24 protein-coding genes are annotated in these 25082 nt (G+C 61.5%); 16 read left to right on the top strand and 8 right to left on the bottom strand.

The window, feature by feature from the left end:
- The first annotated feature begins 47 nt into the window (after positions 1–47).
- Both CAF63_RS23990 and CAF63_RS23985 read left to right on the top strand, forming a co-directional pair.
- Positions 48–1046, top strand: coding sequence for a hydrolase (locus CAF63_RS23990; protein ID WP_085689583.1), 999 nt, complete (start codon positions 48–50; stop codon positions 1044–1046).
- A gap of 4 nt (positions 1047–1050) precedes the next feature.
- The gene (locus CAF63_RS23985; protein ID WP_085689581.1) at positions 1051–1881 is read left to right on the top strand and encodes an AraC family transcriptional regulator; all 831 of its coding nucleotides are present in this window, start codon (positions 1051–1053) and stop codon (positions 1879–1881) included.
- 4 nt (positions 1882–1885) lie between these two features.
- Here CAF63_RS23985 and CAF63_RS23980 read toward each other — a convergent pair whose 3' ends face one another.
- Positions 1886–2740: a sulfurtransferase gene (locus tag CAF63_RS23980; RefSeq protein ID WP_085689579.1), complete on the bottom strand. Its 855-nt coding sequence runs from the start codon at positions 2738–2740 to the stop codon at positions 1886–1888.
- A 28-nt stretch (positions 2741–2768) separates the two neighbouring features.
- Positions 2769–3440 carry a TetR/AcrR family transcriptional regulator gene (locus tag CAF63_RS23975; RefSeq protein WP_007953407.1) on the bottom strand — a complete coding sequence of 224 codons (672 nt, stop codon included), beginning with the start codon at positions 3438–3440 and terminating at the stop codon, positions 2769–2771.
- A gap of 146 nt (positions 3441–3586) precedes the next feature.
- Here CAF63_RS23975 and CAF63_RS23970 point away from each other — a divergent pair, with 146 nt between their 5' ends.
- From CAF63_RS23970 to CAF63_RS23950, 5 genes are all read left to right on the top strand, one after another.
- On the top strand, positions 3587–5017 hold the full coding sequence (locus tag CAF63_RS23970; protein ID WP_085689577.1) for a coniferyl aldehyde dehydrogenase: 1431 nt from the start codon (positions 3587–3589) through the stop codon (positions 5015–5017).
- A gap of 24 nt (positions 5018–5041) precedes the next feature.
- Positions 5042–5587 carry a twin-arginine translocation pathway signal protein gene (locus CAF63_RS23965; protein WP_085689575.1) on the top strand — a complete coding sequence of 182 codons (546 nt, stop codon included), beginning with the start codon at positions 5042–5044 and terminating at the stop codon, positions 5585–5587.
- 42 nt (positions 5588–5629) lie between these two features.
- Entirely contained in the window at positions 5630–7225 is a 1596-nt protein-coding gene (locus tag CAF63_RS23960; protein WP_085689573.1) for a GMC family oxidoreductase, read from the top strand.
- A gap of 115 nt (positions 7226–7340) precedes the next feature.
- Complete coding sequence (coaD, locus tag CAF63_RS23955) at positions 7341–7820, top strand: pantetheine-phosphate adenylyltransferase (protein WP_007953414.1); 480 nt, start codon at positions 7341–7343, stop codon at positions 7818–7820.
- A 102-nt stretch (positions 7821–7922) separates the two neighbouring features.
- Positions 7923–8174: a YfhL family 4Fe-4S dicluster ferredoxin gene (locus tag CAF63_RS23950; protein ID WP_003195146.1), complete on the top strand. Its 252-nt coding sequence runs from the start codon at positions 7923–7925 to the stop codon at positions 8172–8174.
- A gap of 131 nt (positions 8175–8305) precedes the next feature.
- Here the strand turns inward: CAF63_RS23950 and CAF63_RS23945 are convergent, their stop codons facing one another.
- From CAF63_RS23945 to CAF63_RS23935, 3 genes are all read right to left on the bottom strand, one after another.
- Positions 8306–8629, bottom strand: coding sequence for a multidrug transporter (locus tag CAF63_RS23945; protein ID WP_085689571.1), 324 nt, complete (start codon positions 8627–8629; stop codon positions 8306–8308).
- 69 nt (positions 8630–8698) lie between these two features.
- The gene (mutM, locus tag CAF63_RS23940; RefSeq protein ID WP_085689569.1) at positions 8699–9511 is read right to left on the bottom strand and encodes a bifunctional DNA-formamidopyrimidine glycosylase/DNA-(apurinic or apyrimidinic site) lyase; all 813 of its coding nucleotides are present in this window, start codon (positions 9509–9511) and stop codon (positions 8699–8701) included.
- Positions 9512–9538: 27 nt separating this feature from the next.
- Positions 9539–10351, bottom strand: a complete 813-nt coding sequence (locus tag CAF63_RS23935) for an HDOD domain-containing protein (RefSeq protein ID WP_178081320.1) — start codon at positions 10349–10351, stop codon at positions 9539–9541.
- Positions 10352–10578: 227 nt separating this feature from the next.
- Here CAF63_RS23935 and CAF63_RS23930 point away from each other — a divergent pair, with 227 nt between their 5' ends.
- The 6 genes from CAF63_RS23930 (at position 10579) to ilvD (ending at position 18212) form a co-directional block, all read left to right on the top strand.
- The gene (locus tag CAF63_RS23930; protein WP_085689565.1) at positions 10579–11118 is read left to right on the top strand and encodes a type 1 glutamine amidotransferase domain-containing protein; all 540 of its coding nucleotides are present in this window, start codon (positions 10579–10581) and stop codon (positions 11116–11118) included.
- A 124-nt stretch (positions 11119–11242) separates the two neighbouring features.
- Positions 11243–12439: a class I SAM-dependent rRNA methyltransferase gene (locus CAF63_RS23925; RefSeq protein ID WP_085605910.1), complete on the top strand. Its 1197-nt coding sequence runs from the start codon at positions 11243–11245 to the stop codon at positions 12437–12439.
- A gap of 439 nt (positions 12440–12878) precedes the next feature.
- Complete coding sequence (locus CAF63_RS23920) at positions 12879–13952, top strand: SagB family peptide dehydrogenase (RefSeq protein WP_085689563.1); 1074 nt, start codon at positions 12879–12881, stop codon at positions 13950–13952.
- Positions 13949–14905, top strand: coding sequence for a diiron oxygenase (locus tag CAF63_RS23915; RefSeq protein WP_085689561.1), 957 nt, complete (start codon positions 13949–13951; stop codon positions 14903–14905). The genes CAF63_RS23920 and CAF63_RS23915 overlap by 4 nt, the downstream gene beginning before the upstream one ends.
- A complete protein-coding gene (locus CAF63_RS23910) occupies positions 14898–16115 on the top strand; it encodes a multidrug effflux MFS transporter (RefSeq protein ID WP_085689559.1) in 1218 nt (405 codons plus the stop codon). The genes CAF63_RS23915 and CAF63_RS23910 overlap by 8 nt, the downstream gene beginning before the upstream one ends.
- Positions 16116–16370: 255 nt before the next feature.
- A complete protein-coding gene (gene ilvD / locus CAF63_RS23905; RefSeq protein ID WP_085689557.1) occupies positions 16371–18212 on the top strand; it encodes a dihydroxy-acid dehydratase in 1842 nt (613 codons plus the stop codon).
- A gap of 189 nt (positions 18213–18401) precedes the next feature.
- On the opposite strand, the gene CAF63_RS23900 is transcribed toward ilvD, so the two are convergent.
- Complete coding sequence (locus tag CAF63_RS23900) at positions 18402–19463, bottom strand: phosphorylcholine phosphatase (RefSeq protein ID WP_085605918.1); 1062 nt, start codon at positions 19461–19463, stop codon at positions 18402–18404.
- A 240-nt stretch (positions 19464–19703) separates the two neighbouring features.
- Here CAF63_RS23900 and CAF63_RS23895 point away from each other — a divergent pair, with 240 nt between their 5' ends.
- Positions 19704–21095 carry an L-cystine transporter gene (locus CAF63_RS23895; RefSeq protein ID WP_085689555.1) on the top strand — a complete coding sequence of 464 codons (1392 nt, stop codon included), beginning with the start codon at positions 19704–19706 and terminating at the stop codon, positions 21093–21095.
- Positions 21096–21215: 120 nt separating this feature from the next.
- Here the strand turns inward: CAF63_RS23895 and CAF63_RS23890 are convergent, their stop codons facing one another.
- Positions 21216–21728, bottom strand: coding sequence for a dihydrofolate reductase (locus tag CAF63_RS23890; RefSeq protein ID WP_085689553.1), 513 nt, complete (start codon positions 21726–21728; stop codon positions 21216–21218).
- A 96-nt stretch (positions 21729–21824) separates the two neighbouring features.
- Here CAF63_RS23890 and CAF63_RS23885 point away from each other — a divergent pair, with 96 nt between their 5' ends.
- Both CAF63_RS23885 and CAF63_RS23880 read left to right on the top strand, forming a co-directional pair.
- Positions 21825–23198: a DUF2868 domain-containing protein gene (locus tag CAF63_RS23885; RefSeq protein WP_085689551.1), complete on the top strand. Its 1374-nt coding sequence runs from the start codon at positions 21825–21827 to the stop codon at positions 23196–23198.
- Positions 23191–24576: a GTPase/DUF3482 domain-containing protein gene (locus tag CAF63_RS23880; RefSeq protein WP_085689549.1), complete on the top strand. Its 1386-nt coding sequence runs from the start codon at positions 23191–23193 to the stop codon at positions 24574–24576. The genes CAF63_RS23885 and CAF63_RS23880 overlap by 8 nt, the downstream gene beginning before the upstream one ends.
- On the opposite strand, the gene CAF63_RS23875 is transcribed toward CAF63_RS23880, so the two are convergent.
- Positions 24573–24998, bottom strand: a complete 426-nt coding sequence (locus tag CAF63_RS23875; RefSeq protein ID WP_085689546.1) for a hypothetical protein — start codon at positions 24996–24998, stop codon at positions 24573–24575. The genes CAF63_RS23880 and CAF63_RS23875 overlap by 4 nt on opposite strands.
- Positions 24999–25082 lie beyond the last annotated feature (84 nt).

The raw sequence follows: 25082 nt of genomic DNA, 5'->3' as shown, positions 1-25082 counted from the left end.
AGCGGCGAGTCTCAGCCGAGGCTCGCTGCGCTGCATCGAGAGCAATCGTGTCCCCTTCGTCAAAACCGTTCATCCCCGCCTTCGGCCTCGGCAATCCGCACCTGCAAACCTTGTGGGGGCCGCTGTGGCGCAAAACCGTGCACCTTGATCGCCAGCGCGAACGGCTGTGGCTGGACGACGGCGACTTTCTCGACCTCGACTGGCACGGCCCGCACAGCGCTGAAGCGCCATTAGTGCTGGTACTGCACGGGCTGACCGGTTCTTCAAATTCGCCTTACGTCGCGGGAATCCAGGCAGCCCTCGCCGCGCAGGGCTGGGCCAGTGTCGCGCTGAACTGGCGCGGCTGTTCCGGCGAGCCGAATCTGTTGCCGCGCAGCTACCATTCCGGCGCCAGCGAAGACCTCGCCGAAACCATCCGCCACCTGAAAGCCAAGCGGCCACTGGCGCCGCTGTATGCGGTTGGCTATTCCCTCGGCGGCAACGTGCTGCTCAAACATTTGGGGGAAACCGGCAGCGCCAGCGGCGTGCTCGGTGCGGTGGCGGTGTCGGTGCCGTTTCGCCTCGATCAATGCGCCGACCGTATCGGCCAAGGTTTCTCGAAGGTCTATCAGGCGCACTTCATGCGCGAGATGGTGGCCTACATCAAGAACAAGCAGCGCCAGTTCCAGCACGACGGGCGAGAGGACGGCATTGCCGCGCTGGCCGCCCTCGGTTCACTGGAAAACATGCGCACCTTCTGGGATTTCGATGGCCGGGTGACTGCGCCGCTGCACGGTTTCGTCGATGCCGAGGATTACTATCGCCGCGCGTCGAGCCGTTACTTTCTCGGCGAGATCCGCACGCCGACCCTGATCATTCAGGCGGCGGACGACCCGTTCGTGTTCCCCCACAGCCTGCCACAGACCAGTGAGCTGTCGGCCACGACGCAATTCGAATTGCAGAACAAGGGCGGACATGTCGGTTTCGTCGACGGCACGCTCCGCCAGCCGGGTTATTACCTGGAACGACGGATTCCGCAGTGGCTGGCGAACGCAGGGCGCGGGTGAGGTCATGAACGATCAGGGCGAGTCGATCCGATTCTGGCAAGCCGCGCCGCTGGCCGGGGTCGAGCTGTTGACCGCGCGCTACATCGAGCATCGTTTCGCCCCGCACGTCCACGATGGTTATGTGATCGGCATGATCATGGCCGGCGCCCAGCGCTACCGTTATCGCGGCGCCGAACACCTGGCGGGCAGCGGCACGCTGGTGCTGATCAATCCGGACGAGGTGCATAACGGCCACAAGGGCACCGAGGACGGCTGGCTATACCGGGCGTTTTATCCCGACACCGGGCAGATCGTCGCGTTGTTGAATGAACTGGAACTGCCGACCGCACCGATGCCGGCTTTCGGCGCGACGCTGTATCGCGATCCGGATCTGGTCAACGGTTTCTGTCAGTTGCATCGCCTGCTGGAAAGCCCCGCCACCGCGTTGCAGCAGCAAACCGTGTGGCGCGAAATGATGATGTTGCTGTTGCAGCGTCACGCGGCGGTGCAGATCAACGGCAATCCCGGCAAAGAGCACCGCGCGGTGGCGCTGGCCAAGGAGTTGTTGCACGCGCAACTGGCGGCGCCGCCTTCACTGGAAGAACTCGCGGCGGCGGTGAATCTCTCGCCCTTCCACTTCGCCCGGGTGTTCCGCCGCGCCACCGGCATGCCGCCGCACAGCTGGCTGATGCAGCAGCGGATCGCCTGCGCGCGGAGCTTGTTGCAGAGCGGCTGCCTGCCGGTGGAAGTCGCCACGCAGCTGGGATTTGCCGACCAGAGCCATCTGAGCCGGCAGTTCAAACAGGTTTACGGCGTGGGGCCGGCGGCCTATCGCAGTGCGCGGCTGGATCGCTGAGCGTTTACTCGCCGGTGGCGATACCGCGCGACGGCTCGTTGATCCACTCGCTCCACGATCCGGCATACAGCGCACCCAACGGGTAACCCGCCAGGCACAGGGCGAACAGGTTGTGACACGCCGTCACACCGGAGCCGCAATACGCCACCAGATCGGCCGGCGAACGCTCGCCGAGTTTCGCGGCGAAACGCTGTTTGAGCTGATCAGCCGGCAGGAAACGCCCGTCGCTCCCCAGATTGTCGGTAAACGCCGCGCATTGCGCACCGGGAATGTGCCCGGCGATCGGGTCGATCGGCTCAACCTCACCCTTGAAACGCGGCAAGGCGCGGGCATCGAGCAGGGTCAAGGCCGGCTGGCCGAGGCGCTGCTGCAATTGCTCGGCGCTGAGCAGCAGGCTCATGTCCGGCTGGCCACTGAAGTTGCCCCGGGCCGCTGACGGTGGATCAAGACTCAGCGGCAGCCCCGCCGCATGCCAGGCCTTGAGCCCGCCATCGAGAATGAACACGCCGTCGCGCTTGCCCAGCCACGCCAGCAACCACCAGGCCCGCGCCGCATAGGCGCCCGGGCCGTCGTCATACAGAACCACGTCGCTGTCGTTGTTGATGCCGAAGGCTTGCAGGCGATCAATCAGCGCCGCCGGCTCCGGCAGCGGATGGCGACCGGTCACACCCTTGGTCACCGGGCCGCTGAGGTCGCGCTCAAGATCGGCGAAATGTGCCCCGGCAATGTGCCCCTCGGCGTAGCTGCGCTGGCCGTAATCCGGATCTTCGAGGGCAAAACGGCAATCGAGAATCACCAGCCCCGGTTGCGCCTTGCGGGCATCCAGTGCGGTCGGGCTGATCAGTTGCGCAATCGGCATAGCGAACGACTCCAGTGAGGAAATGGAATTACGGTCTTTCTTCGAGGGCTTGGGCCAGCGGCACGTAGAACTCTTCGAACAAGGCGTTGACCTCATCGCGGGCCTGCTCGGTGACGAACCCTGCTTCCAGCACCAACACCTGATACACGCCACGTTTGATGGCCTGCTCGCTGAGGTGATTGGAATTCTCCCGGGTCGTGCACAGGAAGCGCACCCACGAGGTAAGGATGATCCACGCGTTGAGGGTCAGGGATTCGATCTGCACCCGGTCCATCTTCAGGATCCCGGCGGCAACGAAACCTTCGTAGATCGCCGCGCCCTGAATCACGCAGCGCTGGGAAAAGCGCCGGTAACGCCCGGCCAGATCCGGATCGCTGTCGAGCAGGTGCTCGAGATCGCGGTGCAGGAAACGGTAGCGCCACATCGCCGACAGCAGTTCCTTGAGATAGAAACGCTTGTCTTCGACCGTCGCGGCACGGCCCTGGGGCGGACGCAGGAAGCTGTCCACCAGGCTTTCGTACTCACTGAACAACACGGCGATGATCGCCTGCTTGTTGGGGAAGTGGTAGTACAGATTGCCCGGAGAAATCTCCATGTGGGCGGCGATGTGATTGGTGCTGATGCTGCGCTCGCCCTGCTGATTGAACAGCTCGAGGCTGTTCTGCACGATGCGCTCGCTGGTTTTGATCCGTGGGGCCATGGCTTGAGCTTTAATTCAGAGTGCGTTGGGGGGCATCTTACGACCTAACCGGAACGGGATAAAACCAGGATGCGCAAGGAAGCCATTTGACTTTCTAGAGCATAGACTCTAAAAAGTTCCTCACAACAACACCTCCGGAGCTGACAATGACTGCCGATATTGCCTACCTGCAAACGCTGCAACAGCCGCTGGAAGAGCTCAATCGGCTGTTCGATGCGCAGCGTGCCGCTTACGCCGCCAACCCGATGCCGCCTGCGGCCCAGCGCCAGCAATGGCTCAAGGCCCTGCGCGATTTGCTGAGCAGCGAACGGCAGGCCCTGATCGACGCCATCAGCTCCGACTTCAGCCACCGCAGCGCCGATGAAACCCTGCTCGCCGAACTGATGCCGAGCCTGCACGGCATTCACTACGCCAGCCAGCACATCAGTCAATGGATGAAACCTTCACGGCGCAAAGTGGGTGTGGCTTTCCAGCCGGCCTCGGCGAAAGTCGTGTACCAGCCGCTGGGCGTGGTCGGCGTCATCGTGCCGTGGAACTACCCGCTGTTCCTCGCCATCGGCCCGTTGACCGGCGCGCTCGCGGCCGGCAACCGGGTGATGCTGAAACTTAGCGAAGCGACCCCGGCCACCGGCCTGCTGCTCAAGGAACTGCTGGCGCGGATCTTCCCCGAAGATCTGGTGTGCGTGGTGCTCGGCGAGGCCGATGTCGGCGTGGCGTTTTCGAAAATGCGCTTCGATCACCTGCTGTTTACCGGCTCCACCAGCGTCGGCAGGCACGTGATGCGCGCGGCGGCAGAAAACCTGACGCCGGTAACGCTGGAACTGGGGGGCAAGTCCCCGGCCATCGTCTCCCACGACGTGCCGCTCAAGGACGCCGCCGAACGCATCGCCTTCGGCAAGACCCTCAACGCAGGCCAGACCTGCGTGGCGCCGGACTACGTATTAGTGCCGGAAGAACGGGTCGGCGGCTTCGTCGAAGCCTATCGCCAGGCCGTGCGCGGGTTTTATCCGACACTCGCCGACAACCCGGACTACACCGCTATCATCAACGAGCGCCAACTGGCGCGACTGAACAGCTACCTCAGCGACGCCACCAGCAAGGGCGCGTTGCTGATTCCATTGTTCGACCAAGGCCAGGGCCGGCGCATGCCGCACAGCCTGCTGCTGAATGTCAGCGATGAGATGACGGTGATGCAGGACGAAATCTTCGGCCCGCTGCTGCCGATCGTGCCGTATCAGGATCTGGATCAGGCATTTGCTTACATCAATCAGCGGCCACGTCCTCTGGCTCTTTACTACTTCGGCTACGACAAACGCGAACAGAAACGCGTACTCAGCGAAACCCATTCCGGTGGCGTCTGCCTCAACGACACGCTGCTGCATGTGGCGCAGGATGACATGCCGTTCGGCGGCATCGGCCCGTCGGGCATGGGCCATTACCACGGGCACGAAGGTTTTCTGACGTTCAGCAAGGCCAAGGGCGTGCTGGTCAAACAGCGCTTCAACGCGGCGAAGCTGATCTACCCGCCCTACGGCAAATCGATTCAGAAACTGATCCAGAAACTGTTCATTCGCTAACGTCACCGCCGGGTAATAACAACAATGCACCCAAGCCTGACCGAAACACCTGCCCTGTCGCGCCGTGGCCTGCTGAAATTCAGCCTCGGCGCCACGGCTTTCCTTGCTACCGCTGGCCTTGGTGCCAGTCTCAGTGGCTGTTCGTCGAGCGTATCGGCCAACGGATTCGCCACGTTGCGCAGCGGCGATCTGCTGTTTCTGCGCGCGCTGATTCCAGTGATGCTCGATGGCGCAGTCGCAGCGGAAAAGATGCCCGCCGCTGTCGATGGAACCCTGAAGTCGCTGGATTACAGCCTCGATCACCTGTCGCCGGAAATGCTCAAGCTCACCCGGCAACTGTTCGACGTGCTGGGCATGGCGGTGACGCGCGGGCCATTGACCGGAATCTGGGGCAGTTGGGAAAACGCCAGCCCCGAGGCGATCCGTCACTTCCTCGAGCGCTGGGAAAACAGCTCGCTGAGCCTGCTGCGCATGGGCCACAGCTCATTGCTGCAAATGGTGATGATGGCCTGGTACACCCGCGCCGATTCCTGGGCCCATTGCGGTTACCCCGGCCCGCCCGCCGTTTGAGCCTGGCGACCCACACAAAACAATAATAAGAGAACCTGATCGATGCCCGTACCCGACCCGTTTCGCGAAGGCCTTGCCCGTGGCTGGAAAACCTACAACGGCGCGCAACTCACCGATGAGCTGACCCTGGAAGCCGACGTCGCCATTATCGGCAGCGGCGCCGGTGGCGGCACCACGGCGGAAATCCTCAGCGCCGCCGGCTACAAGGTGCTGCTGATCGAAGAAGGCCCGCTCAAGACCAGCAGCGATTTCAAACTGCTGGAAGATCAGGCCTACAGCAGCCTCTACCAGGAAGGCATCGGTCGCATGAGCAAGGACGGCGCGATCACCATCCTTCAGGGCCGCGCAGTCGGCGGCACCACCCTGATCAACTGGACATCGAGCTTTCGCACGCCCGAGCCGACCCTCGAACACTGGGCCAAAGAACACAACGTCAAAGGCCACAGCCCCGCCGACATGGCCCCGTGGTTCGAAAAAATGGAGCAACGCCTCGGCGTCGCCCCGTGGAGGGTGCCGCCCAACGCCAACAATGACGTGATCCGCAAAGGCTGCGAACAGCTCGGCTACAGCTGGCACGTAATCCCGCGCAACGTGCGCGGCTGCTGGAATCTCGGCTATTGCGGCATGGGCTGCCCGACCAACGCCAAGCAATCGATGATGGTCACGACCATTCCGGCGACTTTGGAAAAGGGTGGCGAACTGCTCTATCTGGCCCGGGCCGAAAAGCTTTTGATCAGCGGCGACAAGGTCACCGGCCTGCAATGCGTGGCGATGGACGAACGCTGCGTCGAGCCGACTGGACGCACGATCACCGTCAAGGCGCGGCATTACGTGCTGGCCGGCGGCGGAATCAACAGCCCGGCGCTGCTGCTACGCTCGGACGCGCCGGATCCTCACAAACGGCTGGGCAAGCGTACATTCCTGCACCCGGTGAACATGTCCGCCGGGCGCTTCGACGAGGTCATCAACCCGTTTTACGGGGCACCGCAGTCGATCTACTCGGATCATTTCCAGTGGAAGGACGGCACCACTGGCCCGATGGCCTACAAACTCGAGGTGCCGCCGCTGCATCCGGCGCTGGCCGCCACGTTGCTCGGCGGGTTCGGTCAGGAAAGCGCGCAACACATGGCGGACCTGCCGCACACCCACGCGATGCTGGCCCTGCTGCGCGACGGTTTTCACCCGGACAGCCAGGGCGGCAGCGTCGAGTTGCGCAGTGACGGCTCGCCGGTGCTCGACTATCAGGTTTCGCCTTACACCTGGGAGGGCTTGCGCCGCTCATTCCACAGCATGGCGGAAATCCAGTTCGCTGGCGGCGCCAAAGCGGTGATGCCAATGCACGCCGATGCACGCTACGTGAACAGCCTGGCAGAGGCCCGCAAATTGATCGACAGCCTGAGCCTCGAGCTGTATCGCACACGCTTGGGCAGCGCCCACGTCATGGGCGGCTGCGCGATGGGCGAGGACCCGAAAACCGCCGTCACCGACAGCCTCGGCCGCCATCATCAGCTGCGCAATCTGTCAATCCACGACGGCTCTTTGTTCCCCACCAGCATCGGCGCCAACCCGCAGTTGTCGGTGTACGGTCTGACGGCGCAACTGGCGACATCCCTCGGCGAACGGTTGAGAAACCCGTGAAAAAGACGAAAGTTCCGATCGTCTATAGTGCTTTCTTACCCAACAGGCGACTTTCCCGACCGGGACGGCTGCGATACCATCCGACTCCCCAACGGATTCCCGCCAGGACGACGCGATGAACCGAGTGTTGTACCCAGGTACCTTCGACCCTATTACCAAGGGCCATGGCGATCTGGTCGAACGCGCCTCGCGCCTGTTCGACCACGTGATCATCGCCGTCGCCGCCAGCCCCAAGAAGAATCCGCTGTTCCCGCTGGAACAACGGGTCGAGCTGGCCCGCGAGGTCACCAAACACCTGCCGAACGTGGAAGTGGTCGGCTTCTCGACGCTGCTGGCGCATTTCGCCAAAGAGCAGAACGCCAACGTGTTCCTGCGTGGTTTGCGCGCGGTGTCGGATTTCGAGTACGAATTCCAGCTGGCCAACATGAACCGCCAGTTGGCACCGGATGTAGAGAGTCTGTTTCTCACCCCGTCCGAGCGCTACTCGTTCATTTCCTCGACCCTGGTGCGGGAAATCGCGGCCCTGGGCGGCGATATCAGCAAGTTCGTCCACCCGGCGGTGGCCGAGGCCCTGACCCTGCGCTTCAAGAAGTAACGACCGTTCAAACGGCGCCCGCGTGCACTACGGGCGCCAATGCGGCACAATTGCGCGCATTGATTCATAGCGCCCGGGCTCCCCGCCCCGGCTGGAGTTAGCATGTCCCTGATCATCACCGACGATTGCATCAACTGCGACGTCTGCGAACCCGAGTGCCCGAACGCCGCCATTTCCCAGGGCGAAGAGATCTACGTGATCGACCCGAACCTGTGCACCCAGTGCGTGGGCCACTACGACGAGCCGCAGTGCCAGCAGGTCTGCCCGGTGGATTGCATTCCACTGGACGAAGCCCATCCGGAGACTGAAGAACAGTTGATGGAGAAGTACCGCAAGATCACCGGCAAGGCCTGAGTCCTTCGGCGCCCTCCTTCGCGAGCAGGCTCGCTCCCACGTTTGAAATGCACTCCTCTGTGGGAGCGACGTTGCGACGACTCGACTTGCTCGCGAAAGGGCCATCGGCAACACCGAAAAACCGGATCAGCTCACTCGCGCTGCTCGAATCCCTCTCCGGCGCAGCCCAGGCAACGCACGAACGCCGCTTTCGCCGGCGCCACCACCAGCGCCTCTCCCGCATCGCCAATCCCGCCACCCAGCGCGGTGAACGGCAACGACACAACGAACGCCCCGGCACCGATCACCGTCGCCACCACCAGCAATGGTCGGGCAATCAGCAGATCGCCGAGCATGGCGTAGGCCGGTGGATTCTGGATGGCGTAACGAGGGTCACCGCTGCCGCCTTCCGTGGCCTGAACGGTCAGGCTGAAGCACAGCAGCAAGGCGACGATGAGGGTTTGCAAGGACTTCATGGCACGATCCTTCGGGCTGAACAGTGAGACAACTCACTATAGACCGTAGGACTTTTTCGGAGGCTTTGCTCAGCTCTGGCAGCGCGGGCACCAGACGCTCGCGCGCTGGCCGAGCTTCATTTCCCGCAGGCCCGTGCCGCAGACCTTGCAGTGCTCGCCGCCACGACCGTAGACAAACAGTTCCTGCTGGAAATACCCCGGCTGCCCGTCGCCGCCGATGAAATCACGCAACGTGGTGCCGCCGCGCTCGATGGCGGCAGCGAGGATGCGTTTGATCTCGATCGCCAGCTTCAAATACCGCGTCCGGGAAATGCCCTTGGCTTCGCGGCGCGGATCGATACCGGCGGCGAACAGCGCTTCGGTCGCGTAAATATTGCCGACCCCCACCACCACCGCGTTGTCCATGATGAACGGCTTGACCGCCATCGAACGTCCGCGTGACAGCTGATACAACCGCTCGCCATCGAACAGATCGGTCAACGGCTCAGGGCCCAGACGGATCAGCAACTCGTGATTGAGCGGGTCATTGCTCCACAGCATCGCGCCGAAACGTCGCGGATCGGTGTAGCGCAAGGCCAGTCCGGAATCCAGTTCGATATCGACATGCTCATGCTTGGCCGCCGGCATCCCGACCTCAACCAGCCGCAAGTTGCCGGACATGCCCAAGTGGCTGATCAGCGTACCGGCCTCGGCGTTGATCAACAGGTACTTGGCGCGCCGCTCGACCAGCACGATGCGCTGCCCGGACAGGCGCACATCAAGGTCTTCGGGAATCGGCCAGCGCAGCCGCCGGTCACGCACGATCACCCGGCTGACGCGCTGGCCTTCCAGGTGCGGGGCGATGCCGCGGCGGGTGGTTTCGACTTCCGGCAGTTCAGGCATGAGTTCCTCGAATCATTAGCTTTTGAATCAGTGTGCGCCAAGTTCGCGGATCGTCTGCTTCAAGGTTTCGAAGTCGTAATCCGAAAGGCCGATGTATTCGAGTACCAACGGTCCGACTGCCTGCCATTCGAAGTCTTCGTTCTGATTGCCCAGCACCCGGTACGACGCGCAGATGTGCTCGGCCATTTTCAGGATCGCCAGCAGGTTTTTCATCTGACTGTTGCGCGAGGTCTCATCGCTGAAGATCGCCATCGCGTTGTGATGGTTGGCGATGGCCGCGCTGACATGCTCCGGCAGGCGCCAGGACTTGGCGGTGTAATAACCGACCACTGAGTGGTTGGTGTTGTAGACATCGTTCTCGGTGTCCACGACCCGGCGCTCGGCACTCGCGTTGGCGTAGGCCTTTTCGAGCGTCGTCATGTAATCCGGGAAACGCTGAAGCATCAGCGGCACGCCGCAGTCGTGGAACAGGCCCAAGGCGTAAGCCTCGTCGCTGGCCTCGGTGCCGACACGCTTGGCCAGAGTCAGGCAGGTCATGGCCACGTCCTGGGCGGTGTCCCAGAAACGGTTGAGGGTGACGATGGTGTCGTCATTCATCTCGCCCTTGATCGACATCGCGTTGATCAGATTGATGATCGAGCGGCTGCCCAGCAGGTTCACCGCGCGCTTGATCGAGGTGATCTTGTTGCTCAGGCCGTAATACGGCGAGTTGACGATTTTCAGCAGCGAGCCGGAAAGACCGGGATCCTGGGAGATCAGCTTGGCGATCGTCTCCAGATCCGGGTCGGGCATGTATTGCTCCATTTGCAGATCCACCATGATCTGCGGCTGCGCGGGCACGCTGATGCCTTGCAGGGACTGTTGAATCTGTTCGGTGGTCAGCTCTTGGGACATAAGTACACACTCTGGGACAGGCGGCGATTCTAACCTCTAAAAACCGACGCACGACACACCAGTGGGCAATTCGCAGGAACTTTCACTTTTCCCCGGCCTTCGGAATCTGTAGTGCCCGGAACAGTTCTCCATCTGTCCCGGGCAGTAATCCCAACAGACTCAGGAGCTTAACGATGGCAAATTCTCTCGGCAGCAAGCGCGTCGCTTTTCTGGTAACCGATGGTTTCGAGCAAGTTGAACTGACCGGTCCCAAAAATGCACTCGAGCAGGCTGGAGCGCAGGTTGACATCCTCTCTGCCGAAACCGGCAGCGTCAAAGGCTGGAACCACGATAAACCTGCGGACGATTTCAAGGTCGACCAGACTTTCCAGGGCGCAAGCATCGATCAATACGACGCCGTGGTGCTCCCGGGCGGCGTGCAGAACTCTGACACCATCCGCATCGACCAGGACGCGCAACATCTGGTCAAGACCGGTGCCTCCGCCGGCAAACCGATCGCGGTGATCTGTCACGGCAGCTGGCTGCTGATTTCGGCCGGGCTGGTCAATGGCAAGACCATGACCAGCTACAAGACCGTCAAGGACGATCTGGTCAATGCGGGGGTGAACTGGGTCGATCAGGAAGTCGTAAAAGACGGCAACCTGATCAGCAGCCGCCAACCGGACGATATTCCGGCATTCAGCAAAGCGCTGATTGACGCGCTGTCAGCATAGAGCACAGGCGGGTGGACACGGGAGTGGGCCTGCTTGTGACGAGGCCTGCCGCGTTTCATCGCACGCCAAACCCGGCATAAGGCGCAACACGGTATACTCCCGCTCTTTTTTTCGGAGCGACGTCATGTCCCTGCCTAGCTTGCGCCTCAAAGCCAACGCCGACCGTCGCCTGCGCGCCGGCCACCTGTGGGTCTACAGCAACGAAATCGACGTGGCCGCCACCCCGTTGCACGGCTTCAAGGCCGGCGACCAGGCGATCCTCGAAGCCGCCGGCGGCAAGCCGCTGGGCATCGTCGCCATGAGCCCGAACAACCTGATCTGCGCACGTCTGCTATCGCGCGACATCAAGCTGCCACTGGACAAGTCGCTGCTGGTGCATCGCCTGAACGTGGCCCTGTCGCTGCGCGAGCGCCTGTTCGACAAGCCTTTCTATCGTCTGGTCTACGGTGATTCCGACCTGCTGCCGGGTCTGGTGGTCGACCGTTTCGGCGACATCCTCGTGGTCCAGCTCGCCTCGGCGACCATGGAAGCCCATAAAGATGACGTGATCGCGGCGCTGACCCAAGTGCTCAAGCCAAGCGGCATCCTGTTCAAGAACGACTCCGCTGCCCGCGATGCCGAAGGCCTCGAGCGTTACACCGAAACCGTGTTCGGCGTGGTGCCGGAATGGGTGGCGCTGGAAGAGAACGGCGTGAAATTTGAAGCGCCGGTGGTTCAAGGTCAGAAAACCGGCTGGTTCTACGACCACCGCATGAACCGTGCGCGCCTGGCCCCTTACGCCAAAGGCAAACGCGTGCTGGACCTGTACAGCTACATCGGTGGCTGGGGCGTGCAAGCCGCCGCATTCGGCGCCAGCGAAGTGTTCTGCGTCGACGCATCGGGCTTCGCCCTCGACGGTGTGGAGCGCAATGCCGCGCTGAACGGTTTCGCCGACAAGATGACCTGCATCGAAGGCGACGTCTTCGAAGCCCTGAAGGAACTCAAGGCCAGCGAAGAGCGCTTCGACGTGATCGTTGCCGACCCGCCTGCGTTCATCAAGCGCAAGAAAGACCTGAAGAACGGTGAAGGCGCCTACCGTCGCCTGAACGAGCAAGCCATGCGCCTGCTCACCAAGGACGGCATCCTGTTCAGCGCTTCGTGCTCGATGCACCTGCCGGAAGATGACCTGCAGAACATCCTGCTGACCAGCGCCCGTCACCTGGACCGCAACATCCAGCTGCTGGAGCGCGGCGGTCAGGGTCCGGATCACCCGGTACACCCGGCCATCCCGGAAACCCGTTACATCAAGAGCATCACCTGCCGCCTGCTGCCTAACAGCTAACGGTATCGATGCGTATAAAGAAGGGGAGCCCACGGGCTCCCTTCTTTTTGCCTTTAACTTTGCTTTCCTACATTTATCGTCCTGCCGGCGTGCAGGATATTTCCGCGAATACTTTATTTACTGATATTTAACTTACACGCTGACTTCCGACCAAAGACCACTCCGACAAAATTACTGGATTATTCCTACTTAATATCCGCTTGCGATTAATCCATTACAAACTATTATTAAGCCGTCGCCACGAAGGTGACACCAACTAACCACGAAGCAACAATGAACAAGGAGTTCAATCATGAAAGCAATTACTCTGGAATCCCGCACCCTCGCAAACCTGGCTTTTCTGGTCGCACCTAAAGCCCGTTAAGTAAGGTGGGCGCTGGGTATAGCCGGCTACCCAGCGCCTCCGACAAAGCACCTATCCAGAGCAGCGTGCCCCAATATGCATATAAACCCTTATTTATTCATACTGCCGCGAACACCCGGCCAGATAGTCTGGAATTACAAAGACCATACTCAACACGAACTTGATCTTGAGTATTCCTCCCGGCTGGCGCAACTTGTCCACAATCCCGACTCATATGACAACAGCAACATAATAGACACACAGTTATTAAATGCCGGAATACTGACTTCTTCAAAAATCTCAGCACCTGTCTGGGGCTGGGATGAACTGTCCAGGATCTACCATATCGGGACTCGGGATATTCCTTGCGAACACACTCCCCGAAACATTCAGGAATGGTCCAGGCAATACCTCGAACACTGCAACACCGTGCTTGCCACTCCACCGCTGGCCGACATCCCTGCGGATAACCGTCCGAACGCACTCATCGCCCTGCCCGAACCGCTGGCACTCAATGACGACAGCCTGTCGAATTCGCTGACCCGGCGAAAGACCTGCCGATCCTTCACCGGCGCCGCCGTGTCGCTGGACGATGTAGCCACCATGCTTTACCTGTCACTCGGTTACCTGCGAGAACGCGAAGCCGATTGCGACGACAGCATCGCCGACGGACTTGGCGCGCGGCGCAGCAGCCCTTCCGGAGGCGGCCTCAATGCCTGTGCCGGGTTCGTGTTTGTACAGAACGTCGACGGACTGGCGCCCGGCGTGTACGCCTATCACCCTGCCGAACACGCCCTGAGCTTCATCAGCCCTTTGCCCGACACCGCGCTCGGCAACCTGTTGGGGGGCCAGCACTTCATCAACAACCTGCCATTGGGGCTGTTCATCACCGCCCGCTTCGACCGGCTCTGGTGGAAATACCCGCACTCACGCGCCTATCGAATGGCGTTCGTCGAAGCCGGGCACCTTTCGCAGACGTTTCAACTGGTGGCTACAGCGCTCGGCATGAACACCTGGCTCACGGGCGCGTTTTCCGACGATCAGGTCGAAACGCTGCTGAAGCTCGAGAACAGTGCGGAACAACCCTTGTTCTTCGTCGGTTGCGGGGAAAGCGACGGTCAGGCGATGTGTCAGGAAATGCGCGACCTGCTGCGTGAGGCTCAACCATGAGCACCCTCGCACCGGAACCGGTGTTTCAGTTCACCCTGAGTGACTGGAACACCCGCGCCTCGGTTCGCACCAGTCCTCACGATTACCGCTTGCCGAACAACGTGCAGGAACAACTGGAGACCCGGCACTGGTTTCCACCGGCGTTCCTGCCCTATCTGGCCCACCCGGCGATTGAAGCAGCGGGCCGTTCAATGCTGCATCGGCTTACGGCCCGGCATCTGGTGCATTTTCTCGACTACACCACACTGCTCGAACACCGGATCGTCAATCGCGCCGTCGAAATCATCGTCCACGGCGAGCTGCCGGTCGCAGTGCCATCACCGATGAAAACCACCGCACTCCAGCTCTACACCGACGAGGGCTATCACGCGCTGTTTTCCAGTCAGGTGGCAGAGCAGATTGCCAGCCTCTACGACATCACCGGGCGCCCGGTCATGCCCAGACGAATCACCCGAATGAATCGGCTGATCGCACGCACCGCACAGGAGCAACGGCCGCTGGCGTGCTTTCTTCTGGGTTTCGTTTCGGAAACCATCATTGCCCGTGAATTGCTGGATGTCTGCCGCGACAGCCTGGTATCCGGTGTCAACGACATGTTGCGCGATCACCTCACCGACGAAGCGCGCCACAGCCGCTATTTCACCGAAGTGTTCCACTACCTCTGGTTGCACCTGAACCCGCAACAGCGAACGTTCACCGCGACGACCTTGCTCGACATTCTGGAAATCTTCTTCGAAGTGGATGAGCACTGGCTGCAGGAAAGCCTCTGTGGCGCGGGCATTGCAAACACGACGGTGAGGGAGATTCTCGGCACGATGACAACGGCGCAAGCCCGTCGGCAGCGGGCACGCGCTGGCAGCCTCGCTACATTGAATGCATTGAAGAAAGCAGGATTTTTCGCCGAACCTCAAAACCAGACACTATTTGCCAGGGCAGGACTGATCGATGGATGACGGACAATCTGTGGTGACCCGACGAAAGCGGCGCGGGGCTGTCAGTCTTTTGCTGGCAATGGTGCTGCTCGGCGTCTTTCCACTGGATGTCCTGCTGCCTTCGTTCCCGGCACTGGCCGAGCACTTTCGCCGCACCCCGGCGGACATCGCCCTGTCGATCAGCCTGTTCGCGGTCGGAATTGCCTTCGCCCAGTTGCTGATCGGCCCGCTGTCGGACGTGATCGGACGCAAGGGCCTGCTGCTCGCCGGCATGAGCGTTTCAATACTCGGCGCCCTCGGGTGCGTGATGACCTCGGACTATTCGCTGTTTCTGATGTTCCGGGTGGTACAGGCGCTGGGGTGCGGTTGCTTCGTGCTATCACAGGCACTGGTGCAGGACCTGTTCGAAGGCGAGCAACGTGATCGCCTGCGGATCCTGATGGTGACCGCCGGCGGGATTTTCATCTCGGTATCGCCGCTGGCTGGCACCTTTCTTCAGGCGACACTGGGCTGGCGCGGCAGTTTCTGGGTGTTCATCGCATTATCAGCCGCAGTGCTACTCAAGGCCTGGCTGTTTCTGGAGAACACCCGACCGACCGCCAGTGGCACACGTACGAACTTCCTCACGGCCTATCGACGGGTTCTGGGGGATTTCGACTTCGTCGGCTACTGGCTGATTTCAGCATTTGCGTTCGCCTGCCATTTTTCATTCATCGTGATCTCGCCGCTGATCTTCATGGATCGGCTGCAACTGTCCGCTTACGAGTTTTCGTTGATTCTGCTGATCTATGGTGCGGCTTACGTCACCGGGGGCATCCTCGCCAGCGTGTTGAGCAGACGCATCAACAGCGGCCAGCAGATGGTCGTCGGCCTGAGCCTGATCCTGTTCGCCGGCGTGACCATGCTGTACCTGTCATCAAACTTTGCACTGGCTCCGGCGACCGTGCTGATCCCGATGCTGATCTGTACCGCGGGCACCACCATTGCCCGGCCCGCGGCCACGTCCCGGGCCATGAGTCTGTTTTCGGAAAGCGCCGGCACTTCGGCATCAGCCGGCAGCACGATCATTTTCATCTGCGGCGGCTTGATCAGTGCGTTGATCAGCCTGAGCCCGACCAATCTGCAATCCACGCTGGGTTACAGCTTCGTGATACTCAGCGCAGTGGCACTGGCGTTGAACGCCCGGATCAGCCGCCGCAACGATCTGGTGGGGCAACCGGACAGAGATTAACCCTGCCGGTCGTCATCCCGCATGCTTCGTCAGCACTGGAACAACGCTTTGCGCCATTCCCTCCTGACGCCAGCGGTGTAGAATCGCGAGATTCATCGCCATTCATCCCCGGCGGGTTTATGAGCTCAGGCTGAGACCAGCGGCGATCCCGCAACGTCATCGGCAACATCAGGACACACGGCCATTTCTGAGTGTTCCAGACGTCAATAGAAGCTCACTCCCTTTTGATACCTGATTAGCCGCCCGGAGTGCTCCATGCCAGATTACCGCTCGAAAACATCTACCCACGGCCGCAACATGGCCGGCGCCCGCGCACTGTGGCGCGCCACCGGGATGAAAGATGACGACTTCAAGAAGCCGATCATCGCCATTGCCAACTCCTTCACCCAGTTCGTACCGGGCCACGTCCACCTGAAGGACCTGGGCCAGCTGGTTGCCCGTGAGATCGAACGCGCTGGCGGCGTTGCAAAAGAATTCAACACCATCGCCGTGGACGACGGCATCGCCATGGGCCACGACGGCATGCTCTATTCGCTGCCGAGCCGCGAAATCATTGCCGACTCCGTCGAGTACATGGTCAACGCCCACTGCGCCGACGCCATCGTCTGCATCTCGAACTGCGACAAGATCACCCCGGGCATGCTGATGGCGGCCCTGCGCCTGAACATTCCGGTGATCTTCGTCTCCGGCGGCCCGATGGAAGCCGGCAAGACCAAACTGGCCAGCCACGGTCTCGACCTCGTCGACGCCATGGTCATCGCCGCCGACTCCAGCGCTTCTGACGAGAAGGTTGCCGAGTACGAGCGCAGCGCCTGCCCGACCTGCGGTTCGTGCTCCGGCATGTTCACCGCCAACTCGATGAACTGCCTGACCGAAGCCCTGGGCCTCGCGCTGCCGGGCAACGGTTCGACCCTGGCCACTCACAGCGACCGCGAACAGCTGTTCCTGCAGGCCGGCCGCACTATCGTCGAACTGTGCAAACGCTACTACGGCGAGAACGACGAGTCGGTACTGCCGCGCAACATTGCCAACTTCAAGGCGTTCGAGAACGCGATGATGCTCGACATCGCCATGGGCGGTTCGACCAACACCATCCTGCACTTGCTGGCCGCTGCCCAGGAAGCCGAGATCGACTTCGACCTGCGCGACATCGATCGTCTGTCGCGCAAGGTGCCGCAACTGTGCAAGGTTGCGCCGAACATCCAGAAGTACCACATGGAAGACGTGCACCGCGCCGGCGGCATCTTCAGCATCCTCGGCTCGCTGGCCCGTGGCGGCCTGCTGCACACCGACTTGCCGACCGTGCACAGCCGCAGCATGGAAGAGGCCATCGCCAAGTGGGACATCACCCAGACCAACGATGAAGCCGTACACCACTTCTTCAAGGCAGGCCCGGCCGGCATTCCGACGCAGACCGCGTTCAGCCAGTCGACCCGTTGGGAAACCCTGGACGACGACCGTGAAAACGGCTGTATCCGCAGCTTCGAACACGCCTATTCGAAAGAAGGCGGCCTGGCCGTGCTGTACGGCAACATCGCCCTGGACGGCTGCGTGGTGAAAACCGCCGGCGTCGACGAGTCGATCCACGTGTTCGAAGGCAACGCGAAGATCTTCGAAAGCCAGGACAGCGCCGTGCGCGGCATCCTCGCCGACGAAGTGAAGGAAGGCGACATCGTCATCATTCGCTACGAAGGCCCGAAAGGCGGCCCAGGCATGCAGGAGATGCTCTACCCGACCTCGTACCTGAAATCCAAAGGCCTGGGCAAAGCCTGCGCCCTGCTGACCGACGGCCGTTTCTCCGGCGGCACTTCCGGTCTGTCCATTGGCCACGCTTCGCCAGAGGCTGCGGCCGGCGGCGCGATCGGTCTGGTGCAGGACGGCGACAAGGTGCTGATCGACATTCCGAACCGCTCGATCAACCTGTTGATCAGCGACGAAGAGCTTGCGGCACGCCGGGTCGAGCAGGACAAGAAAGGCTGGAAACCGGTCGAGAAGCGTCCACGCAAAGTAACCACTGCCCTCAAGGCCTACGCCCTGCTGGCGACCAGCGCCGACAAAGGTGCTGTGCGTAACAAGGCGATGCTCGACGGGCTGTAAGCGTCAAATCGCAGAAACAAAAATGCCCCGCCAAGTGCGGGGCATTTTTTTGCCTTGAGGCTTCCTGGCCGATCGTTCCCACGCTCCCGCGTGGGAATGCCTCAAGGGACGCTCTGCGTCCAGTGACGCGGAGCGTCACGGGCTGCATTCCCACGCAGAGCGTGGGAACGATCACGATCACCGTAGCAATTACTGGATTTCTTCAGGTTTGACGATCACCCAGTTCTTGTCCGCCGTCACCGGCAAACCTTCTTTCGCCTGGGCGGCTGCATGCTTGGCCATCATGCCCTGGATCTGGGTCATGTACTTGTCCTTGCGGTTGACCCACAAGTGAATGCCACCCTTGGCCACGTCCACATCGTGGAACAGCATGTAGCCGTCGCTGGTCGGCGTGTCGCCACCCACCAGTACCGGTTTTTTCCATTCGTCGATGTAGGTCAGGATCGCCGCGTGCTTGCCGGCCATCCAGGTCGCCGGGGTCCACAGGTACGGGGTCAGTTCTAGGCCGAGGTTAGCCTTCTCGTCATATTTGCCGGCGGTGATCTGTTTGCGCGCGGTGGTCAGCTCGCCGGTTTCGCGGTTCTTCAGCAACGTGGTCACGCCGATCACGTTCTGCGGTTTGACGTTGTAGCCGTACTTCGGATCGGCCGCGACCATGCGCACCAGTTCCTCGGAGGCGGCAGTCATCACGTAGACCTCGATGCCGTTCTCCATCAGTTTGTTGTACAGCTCTTTCTGGCCGGTGAAGATCTTCGGCGGATTCACATCCAGGTTCTTGACCACGTCACCTTCGTAATAGGTCGCCGGCACCGGTTTGCCCGAGGCCATCAGCTCATCGACGTAGCCCTTGAGTTCCTTGAGGGTGAAGCCGGAAAACACCTGCGCGACCCATGGATAGCAGACCATGTCGTCGACTTCGCAGAGGCGGTAGTAGTAGCTGAACAGGCTTTCCTTGTGGTCGGCGGTGTCCTTGAACGGCATCAGTTTCAGGGAGGGGTCGAGCTTGTCGCGGGTGATCAGGCCCTTGTTTTCCATGAACGGCAGCAACGACTCTTCGAGGTCGTAGCGGTAACTGGTGTTGTCCATGTCGAACACCGCGTAGTTACCCTTGTTGGCGTTGGCGGCGATCATCGCGTCCAGCGCCTTGGCCTGATCCGCCGGCCAGTGTTTCAGGTCGGTGGCGAATGCCTGAGTGGCCAGGCCCATCCCCACAGTCAGTGCGACAGCCAGAAATTTCGGTGCAAACTTCATTGGCGCTTCTCCCTGGGTCAAAGAAATCGACGCTAACAAATAAATGTGACAGTCCCCGCCTGTCAGCGACCGTCCGCGTCCGTTTCGCGCCAGTTGCATCTCCAAGAGCGACACCCGCTTATTCCAAAAACGACGGACGACCTTTGATTTCGGTATTAATTCATTGGAAATCAAACTGTTAGGCTTGCCGGTTCGCAACAGCCCCGGAAGGTTGTTGGCACAGTCTTTTCTGGAGTCCTCATGAATCTGCCCCTGATTCTCAACTTGCTGGTGTTCCTCGCCCTGCTCTTTGGCCTGGCGCAAACCCGTCACACCTCGTGGAGCCTGGCGAAAAAAGTCCTGCTCGCGCTGGTGCTGGGCGTGGCATTCGGCGTCGCGCTGCACACGATTTACGGTGCCGGCAACCCGGTGCTGAAAGCCTCGATCGGCTGGTTCGATCTGGTCGGCAACGGATACGTGCAACTGCTGCAAATGATCGTGATCCCGCTGGTGTTCGCCTCAATCCTCAGCGCCGTGGCCCGTCTGCACAACGCATCGTCGCTGGGCAAGATCAGCTTCCTGACCATCGGCACGCTGCTGTTCACCACCGCGATTGCGGCGCTGATCGGCATCGGCCTGACCAACCTGTTCGGTCTGACCGCCGAAGGTCTGGTCGCCGGCACGCAGGAAATGGCCCGTCTGCAAACCATTCAGACCGACTACGCCGGCAAGGTCGCCGACCTGAATGTGCCGCAACTGCTGCTGTCGTTCATCCCGCAAAACCCGTTCGCCGACCTGGCGCGGGCCAAGCCGACCTCGATCATCAGCGTGGTGATCTTCGCCGCGTTCCTGGGGGTTGCCGCGCTGCAACTGCTCAAGGATGACGTCGAGAAAGGTCAAAAAGTGATCAACGCCATCGACACCTTGCAAGCCTGGGTGATGCGTCTGGTGCGTCTGGTGATGAAGCTGACCCCGTACGGCGTGCTGGCGCTGATGACCAAAGTGGTCGCCGGTTCCAACCTGCAAGACATCATCAAGCTCGGCAGTTTCGTGGTGGTGTCGTACCTCGGCCTGGGCCTGATGTTCGTGGTGCATGGTCTGCTGGTGTCGGCCGCCGGGATCAACCCGCTGCGCTTCTTCCGCAAGATCTGGCCGGTGCTGACCTTCGCGTTCACCAGCCGCTCCAGCGCGGCGAGCATTCCGCTGAGCATCGAAGCGCAGACCCGTCGTCTGGGCATTCCGCAATCGGTGGCAAGCTTCGCCGCTTCGTTCGGTGCGACCATCGGCCAGAACGGTTGCGCCGGTCTGTACCCGGCGATGCTGGCGGTGATGGTTGCGCCAACCGTCGGCATCAACCCGCTGGATCCGCTGTGGATTGCGACCCTGGTGGCGATCGTTACCTTGAGTTCGGCCGGTGTGGCGGGCGTGGGTGGCGGTGCGACCTTCGCCGCGCTGATCGTGCTCCCGGCCATGGGCTTGCCGGTTTCGCTGGTGGCGTTGCTGATTTCAGTCGAGCCGCTGATCGACATGGGTCGTACGGCCCTGAACGTGAGCGGCTCAATCACCGCGGGTGCGATTACCAGCCAGGTGATGCAGCAGACCGACAAGGCACTGCTGGATGCCGATGAGCATGCGGAGCTTGCTCAGGCGTAAACTCTTTAGCGCCTAAGCGGGCCTCTTCGCGGGCAAGCCCGCTCCCACAGGGATCATTGGTGTTAACACAATGTGTGTCTCACCTTAGAGACTGTGGGAGCGGGCTTGCCCGCGATGCTTTTAGGCTCGAGTGTAAACTTCGAAACGGTACGAAGGCTTATCGCCTTCAGCAGCGTTTGATTCGAACGAAGTCTGCTCCCAGTCGTACGGGGTGAACTCTGGGAACCACGCATCCCCTTCAGGGCTTAAATTTACCCGAGTCAAGTACAGGCGATCCGCGTGCGGTAGTGCCTGCGCGTATAACTGCGCACCGCCAATCAGCATCAACTCACCTGCACCTTGCTCCAACGCCCACTCTTCTGCACGAGCCACAGCAGCTTCAAGCGAGGTGAAAACCTCCGCCCCATCGAGCTGCAGATCCGATTGCCGACTTACGACAATGTTCAAACGACCCGGAAGTGGACGTCCCAAAGAGTCCCAAGTCTTGCGCCCCATAATGATTGGTTTGCCAAGGGTTTTTTCTTTGAAGTACCTGAAATCCCCAGGCAAATGCCAGGGCATGCTGTTGTTTACGCCGATGACTCGGTTTTCACCAAGAGCAGCGATCAGACATAACGGAAGAGTATTGTTCATTCGGGTGAGGATACCAGAGGTTCCGCATCCCGCAACTTGCCCCGACCAGCGCCACAGCGGTTATGCTCACGGCTCAATCAAGCAACGGGATGCCGCGTGACTGAACTGACTCCACTGCAAAACCTATGGCTCACCGAAACCGTGCGCCTGCGCGAAGAACACGCAGGCCCGCTGGACGATCTGGAAGCCAATCGCCTGGCCCGCGCGGCCGGCGGCGACCTGCCGGGACGCATTCAACGCCGCGCCCTGTGGCTGGCCGAGCGCGATGGGCTGACCTCTGCGCTCAGGCACTGGCTGCAAGGCGCACGCCTGGCGCTGGTGTTGCTGGCGATCTTCGCCGTATTGAGCGGCGCGGGTCTGGCCTTCGCCGCACTGGGCCAGACGCCGGTCAATGTGTTCTGGGCCCTGGGCAGTCTGCTCGGGCTGAATCTGATTCTGCTGTTGAGCTGGGCGCTTGGGCTGATCTTCGCTGGCGAACATGGCGCCACCCTTGGCCGTTTGTGGCTGTGGCTCAGTGAAAAACTCGCCCGCGACGCCAAGGCTGCGCAACTGGCGCCGGCCCTGCTGTTGATGCTGCAACGCCAGAAACTCAATCGTTGGGCGCTCGGTACGCTGGTCAATGGACTGTGGTTGCTGGCGATGTTCAGCGCGCTGGTTTTGCTGCTGACGCTGATGGCGACCCGTCGCTACGGCTTCGTCTGGGAAACCACGATTCTCAGCGCCGACACGTTCATCAACATGACCCAGGCCCTCGGCGCATTGCCGGCGTTGCTGGGTTTCAACGTGCCGACTGTGGACATGATCCGCGCCAGCGGCGACACCGCGCTGAACATCGAAAGCGCCCGTCAGGCCTGGGCGACCTGGCTGGTCGGCGTGATGGTGGTGTACGGCGTGCTGCCGCGCCTGCTGTTGGCGCTGTTCTGCTTCTGGCGCTGGAACAGCGGCAAAGCCGCACTGCGTCTAGACCTGAACCTGCCCGGTTACGCCCAATTGCGCGAACGCCTGATGCCAACCAGCGAACGCCTCGGCATCACCGACCCAGAACCTGCGCAATTGCACCGCATAGAAAGCACCGTCGGCGAACACGCCAGCGATGGCGCGTTGCTGGTGGCAATCGAACTCGACGACCAACACCCATGGCCGCCGACGCTGCCGAAAAACGTCAGCAACGCCGGCATCCTCGACAGCCGTGAATCGCGCAACAAACTGCTCGAACAGCTCAGCCGTTTTCCGCCGGCACGCCTCGCGATTGCCTGCGATCCACGGCGCTCACCGGATCGCGGCAGCCTGGCGCTGATCGCCGAGCTGGCGCGCAATGCCACCGCGACCCGGGTCTGGCTATTACAGGCGCCATCGGGGCAGGCGCTGGACGCCGAACGCCTCGGCGACTGGCATGTGGCGCTGCAACAACTCGAACTGCCGTTTGCCGACTGCGCCCCGTTGAACTGGCTGGAGCACGGACATGACTGATGCCTGGAAAGCGCCGCTGAAACTGGCGGTGGTCGGCCACACCAACGTCGGCAAGACTTCGCTGTTGCGCACCCTGACCCGCGACGTCGGCTTCGGCGAAGTCTCCCATCGCCCGAGCACCACGCGGCATGTCGAAGGCGCGCGGTTGTCGGTGGATGGCGAACCTTTGCTCGACCTCTACGACACGCCGGGCCTGGAAGACGCCATCGCCCTGCTGGATTTTCTCGAGCGTCTGGAACGCCCCGGCGAACGCCTCGACGGTCCGGCACGGCTAGCGCGGTTTCTCGACGGCAGCGAAGCGCGCCAACGTTTCGAACAGGAAGCCAAAGTGCTGCGGCAACTGCTCGATTCCGATGCCGGCCTGTATGTGATCGACGCCCGTGAACCGGTGCTGGCCAAGTACCGCGATGAACTGGAGGTGCTGGCCAGTTGCGGCAAACCGTTGCTGCCGGTGCTGAATTTCGTCAGCAGCGCCAACCATCGCGAACCGGACTGGCGTGAAGCACTGGCACGTCTCGGCCTGCATGCGCTGGTGCGTTTCGACAGCGTCGCCCCGCCCGAGGACGGCGAGCGGCGGCTGTATGAAAGCCTCGCGCTGTTGCTGGAAAACGCCCGCCCTCAGCTCGAACGCCTGATCGCCGATCAACAGGCTCAACGCCTCGCACGCGAGCAGAGCGCCGCACGCCTGATCGCCGAATTGCTGATCGACTGCGCCGCCTGCCGACGCAGTGTGGCGAGCAACGCCGAGCAGGAACAACAGGCCATCAGCGAACTGCGCAAAGCCGTGCGCCAACGCGAACAGAAATGCGTCGAAGCGCTGCTCAAGCTCTACGCCTTCCGCCCGCAGGACGCCGCCGCCAGCGATCTGCCGCTGCTCGACGGGCGTTGGGGCGACGACCTGTTCAACCCGGAAACCCTCAAGCAACTGGGCGTGCGGGTCGGCGGCGGGATTGCCGCCGGTGCCGCAGCCGGTGCCGGGGTGGATCTGCTGGTGGGCGGCATCACCCTTGGCGCCGCCGCCCTGGCCGGCGCCATTGCCGGCGGCGCCCTGCAAACCGCCCGCAGCTATGGCAACCGCCTGCTGGGCAAGATCAAAGGGCAGCGGGAACTGACGGTGGACGACAACGTGTTGCGCCTGTTGGCCCTGCGTCAGCGGCAACTGCTGCAAGCGCTGAATGCTCGTGGCCATGCGGCGCTGGACAGCATTCAAGTGGCTACGCCGCAGGACAAGACATGGCGTGAGGGCAAGCTGCCGGAGGCGCTGAACATCGCCCGGGCCCACCCGCAATGGTCGTCGCTCAATCCGCATCCGAAGCTGAATCAGGCCCAGCGTCAGGAACAGATCGATGAACTGGTGAGCAAGGTTCTCGAACTCTAGAACCAGCGAAGCTTGAGGAACTGTTTGACCAGCGCCGTCACCCGGCTGCGGTCGGTGCGATTGTCGCGCCCGTCGTTGTCGACGTCCGAACTCAGGACGACCTCGAAGCGGCCATCATTATCCAGGTCGTGGACGGCAGCCTTGTAAGCGATGGTTTCGCCCTGGTGAAAATGCAGCCTCACTGACTCCGGCGTTCCATCGCTGCCGGGGTTCAGAGCGAAGATCCGCAGATGTCGCGTGTCCTCGTCGGCCGCATTGAACCAGGCGCATTTCAGGTAGGTGCTGGTGAAGCTGCGCAATTGCGCCACTTCGCGAGCCGAGGCTTCGCGCCAATCCTGTTCGCTGTCATGAAAGCGCAGCTGGACATCGTCCCCCGCGCCGTTGCCGGATCGATCCCGGCCAATCACTTTCAAAAAACGCATCCGTGCGCTCCTTCGGCAAAAAACCAGTCTGGGCCGAAGGGGCAACACGCGCCATGCACCGTTTCCCGGTTTGGCGTAAGAAGG

The sequence above is a fragment of the Pseudomonas sp. B20(2017) genome, from assembly GCF_002113125.1.
Taxonomy (GTDB): Bacteria; Pseudomonadota; Gammaproteobacteria; order Pseudomonadales; family Pseudomonadaceae; genus Aquipseudomonas.
Note: the sequence above shows the minus strand (reverse complement) of the source record. Positions and strands in the feature narration are given on the sequence as shown.

Excerpts from the sequence above, each read along its gene's own strand:
- CAF63_RS23880 (WP_085689549.1), top strand. The coding sequence starts at position 23,191 with ATGACTGATGCCTGGAAAGCGCCGCTGAAACTGGCGGTGGTCGGCCAC.
- CAF63_RS23945 (WP_085689571.1), bottom strand. The coding sequence starts at position 8,629 with ATGAAGTCCTTGCAAACCCTCATCGTCGCCTTGCTGCTGTGCTTCAGC.
- coaD (WP_007953414.1), top strand. The coding sequence starts at position 7,341 with ATGAACCGAGTGTTGTACCCAGGTACCTTCGACCCTATTACCAAGGGC.
- CAF63_RS23875 (WP_085689546.1), bottom strand. The coding sequence starts at position 24,998 with ATGCGTTTTTTGAAAGTGATTGGCCGGGATCGATCCGGCAACGGCGCG.
- CAF63_RS23970 (WP_085689577.1), top strand. The coding sequence starts at position 3,587 with ATGACTGCCGATATTGCCTACCTGCAAACGCTGCAACAGCCGCTGGAA.
- CAF63_RS23910 (WP_085689559.1), top strand. The coding sequence starts at position 14,898 with ATGGATGACGGACAATCTGTGGTGACCCGACGAAAGCGGCGCGGGGCT.
- CAF63_RS23975 (WP_007953407.1), bottom strand. The coding sequence starts at position 3,440 with ATGGCCCCACGGATCAAAACCAGCGAGCGCATCGTGCAGAACAGCCTC.
- CAF63_RS23930 (WP_085689565.1), top strand. The coding sequence starts at position 10,579 with ATGGCAAATTCTCTCGGCAGCAAGCGCGTCGCTTTTCTGGTAACCGAT.
- CAF63_RS23980 (WP_085689579.1), bottom strand. The coding sequence starts at position 2,740 with ATGCCGATTGCGCAACTGATCAGCCCGACCGCACTGGATGCCCGCAAG.
- CAF63_RS23895 (WP_085689555.1), top strand. The coding sequence starts at position 19,704 with ATGAATCTGCCCCTGATTCTCAACTTGCTGGTGTTCCTCGCCCTGCTC.
- CAF63_RS23925 (WP_085605910.1), top strand. The coding sequence starts at position 11,243 with ATGTCCCTGCCTAGCTTGCGCCTCAAAGCCAACGCCGACCGTCGCCTG.
- CAF63_RS23900 (WP_085605918.1), bottom strand. The coding sequence starts at position 19,463 with ATGAAGTTTGCACCGAAATTTCTGGCTGTCGCACTGACTGTGGGGATG.
- CAF63_RS23915 (WP_085689561.1), top strand. The coding sequence starts at position 13,949 with ATGAGCACCCTCGCACCGGAACCGGTGTTTCAGTTCACCCTGAGTGAC.
- CAF63_RS23985 (WP_085689581.1), top strand. The coding sequence starts at position 1,051 with ATGAACGATCAGGGCGAGTCGATCCGATTCTGGCAAGCCGCGCCGCTG.
- CAF63_RS23920 (WP_085689563.1), top strand. The coding sequence starts at position 12,879 with ATGCATATAAACCCTTATTTATTCATACTGCCGCGAACACCCGGCCAG.
- CAF63_RS23960 (WP_085689573.1), top strand. The coding sequence starts at position 5,630 with ATGCCCGTACCCGACCCGTTTCGCGAAGGCCTTGCCCGTGGCTGGAAA.
- ilvD (WP_085689557.1), top strand. The coding sequence starts at position 16,371 with ATGCCAGATTACCGCTCGAAAACATCTACCCACGGCCGCAACATGGCC.
- CAF63_RS23965 (WP_085689575.1), top strand. The coding sequence starts at position 5,042 with ATGCACCCAAGCCTGACCGAAACACCTGCCCTGTCGCGCCGTGGCCTG.
- mutM (WP_085689569.1), bottom strand. The coding sequence starts at position 9,511 with ATGCCTGAACTGCCGGAAGTCGAAACCACCCGCCGCGGCATCGCCCCG.
- CAF63_RS23890 (WP_085689553.1), bottom strand. The coding sequence starts at position 21,728 with ATGAACAATACTCTTCCGTTATGTCTGATCGCTGCTCTTGGTGAAAAC.
- CAF63_RS23950 (WP_003195146.1), top strand. The coding sequence starts at position 7,923 with ATGTCCCTGATCATCACCGACGATTGCATCAACTGCGACGTCTGCGAA.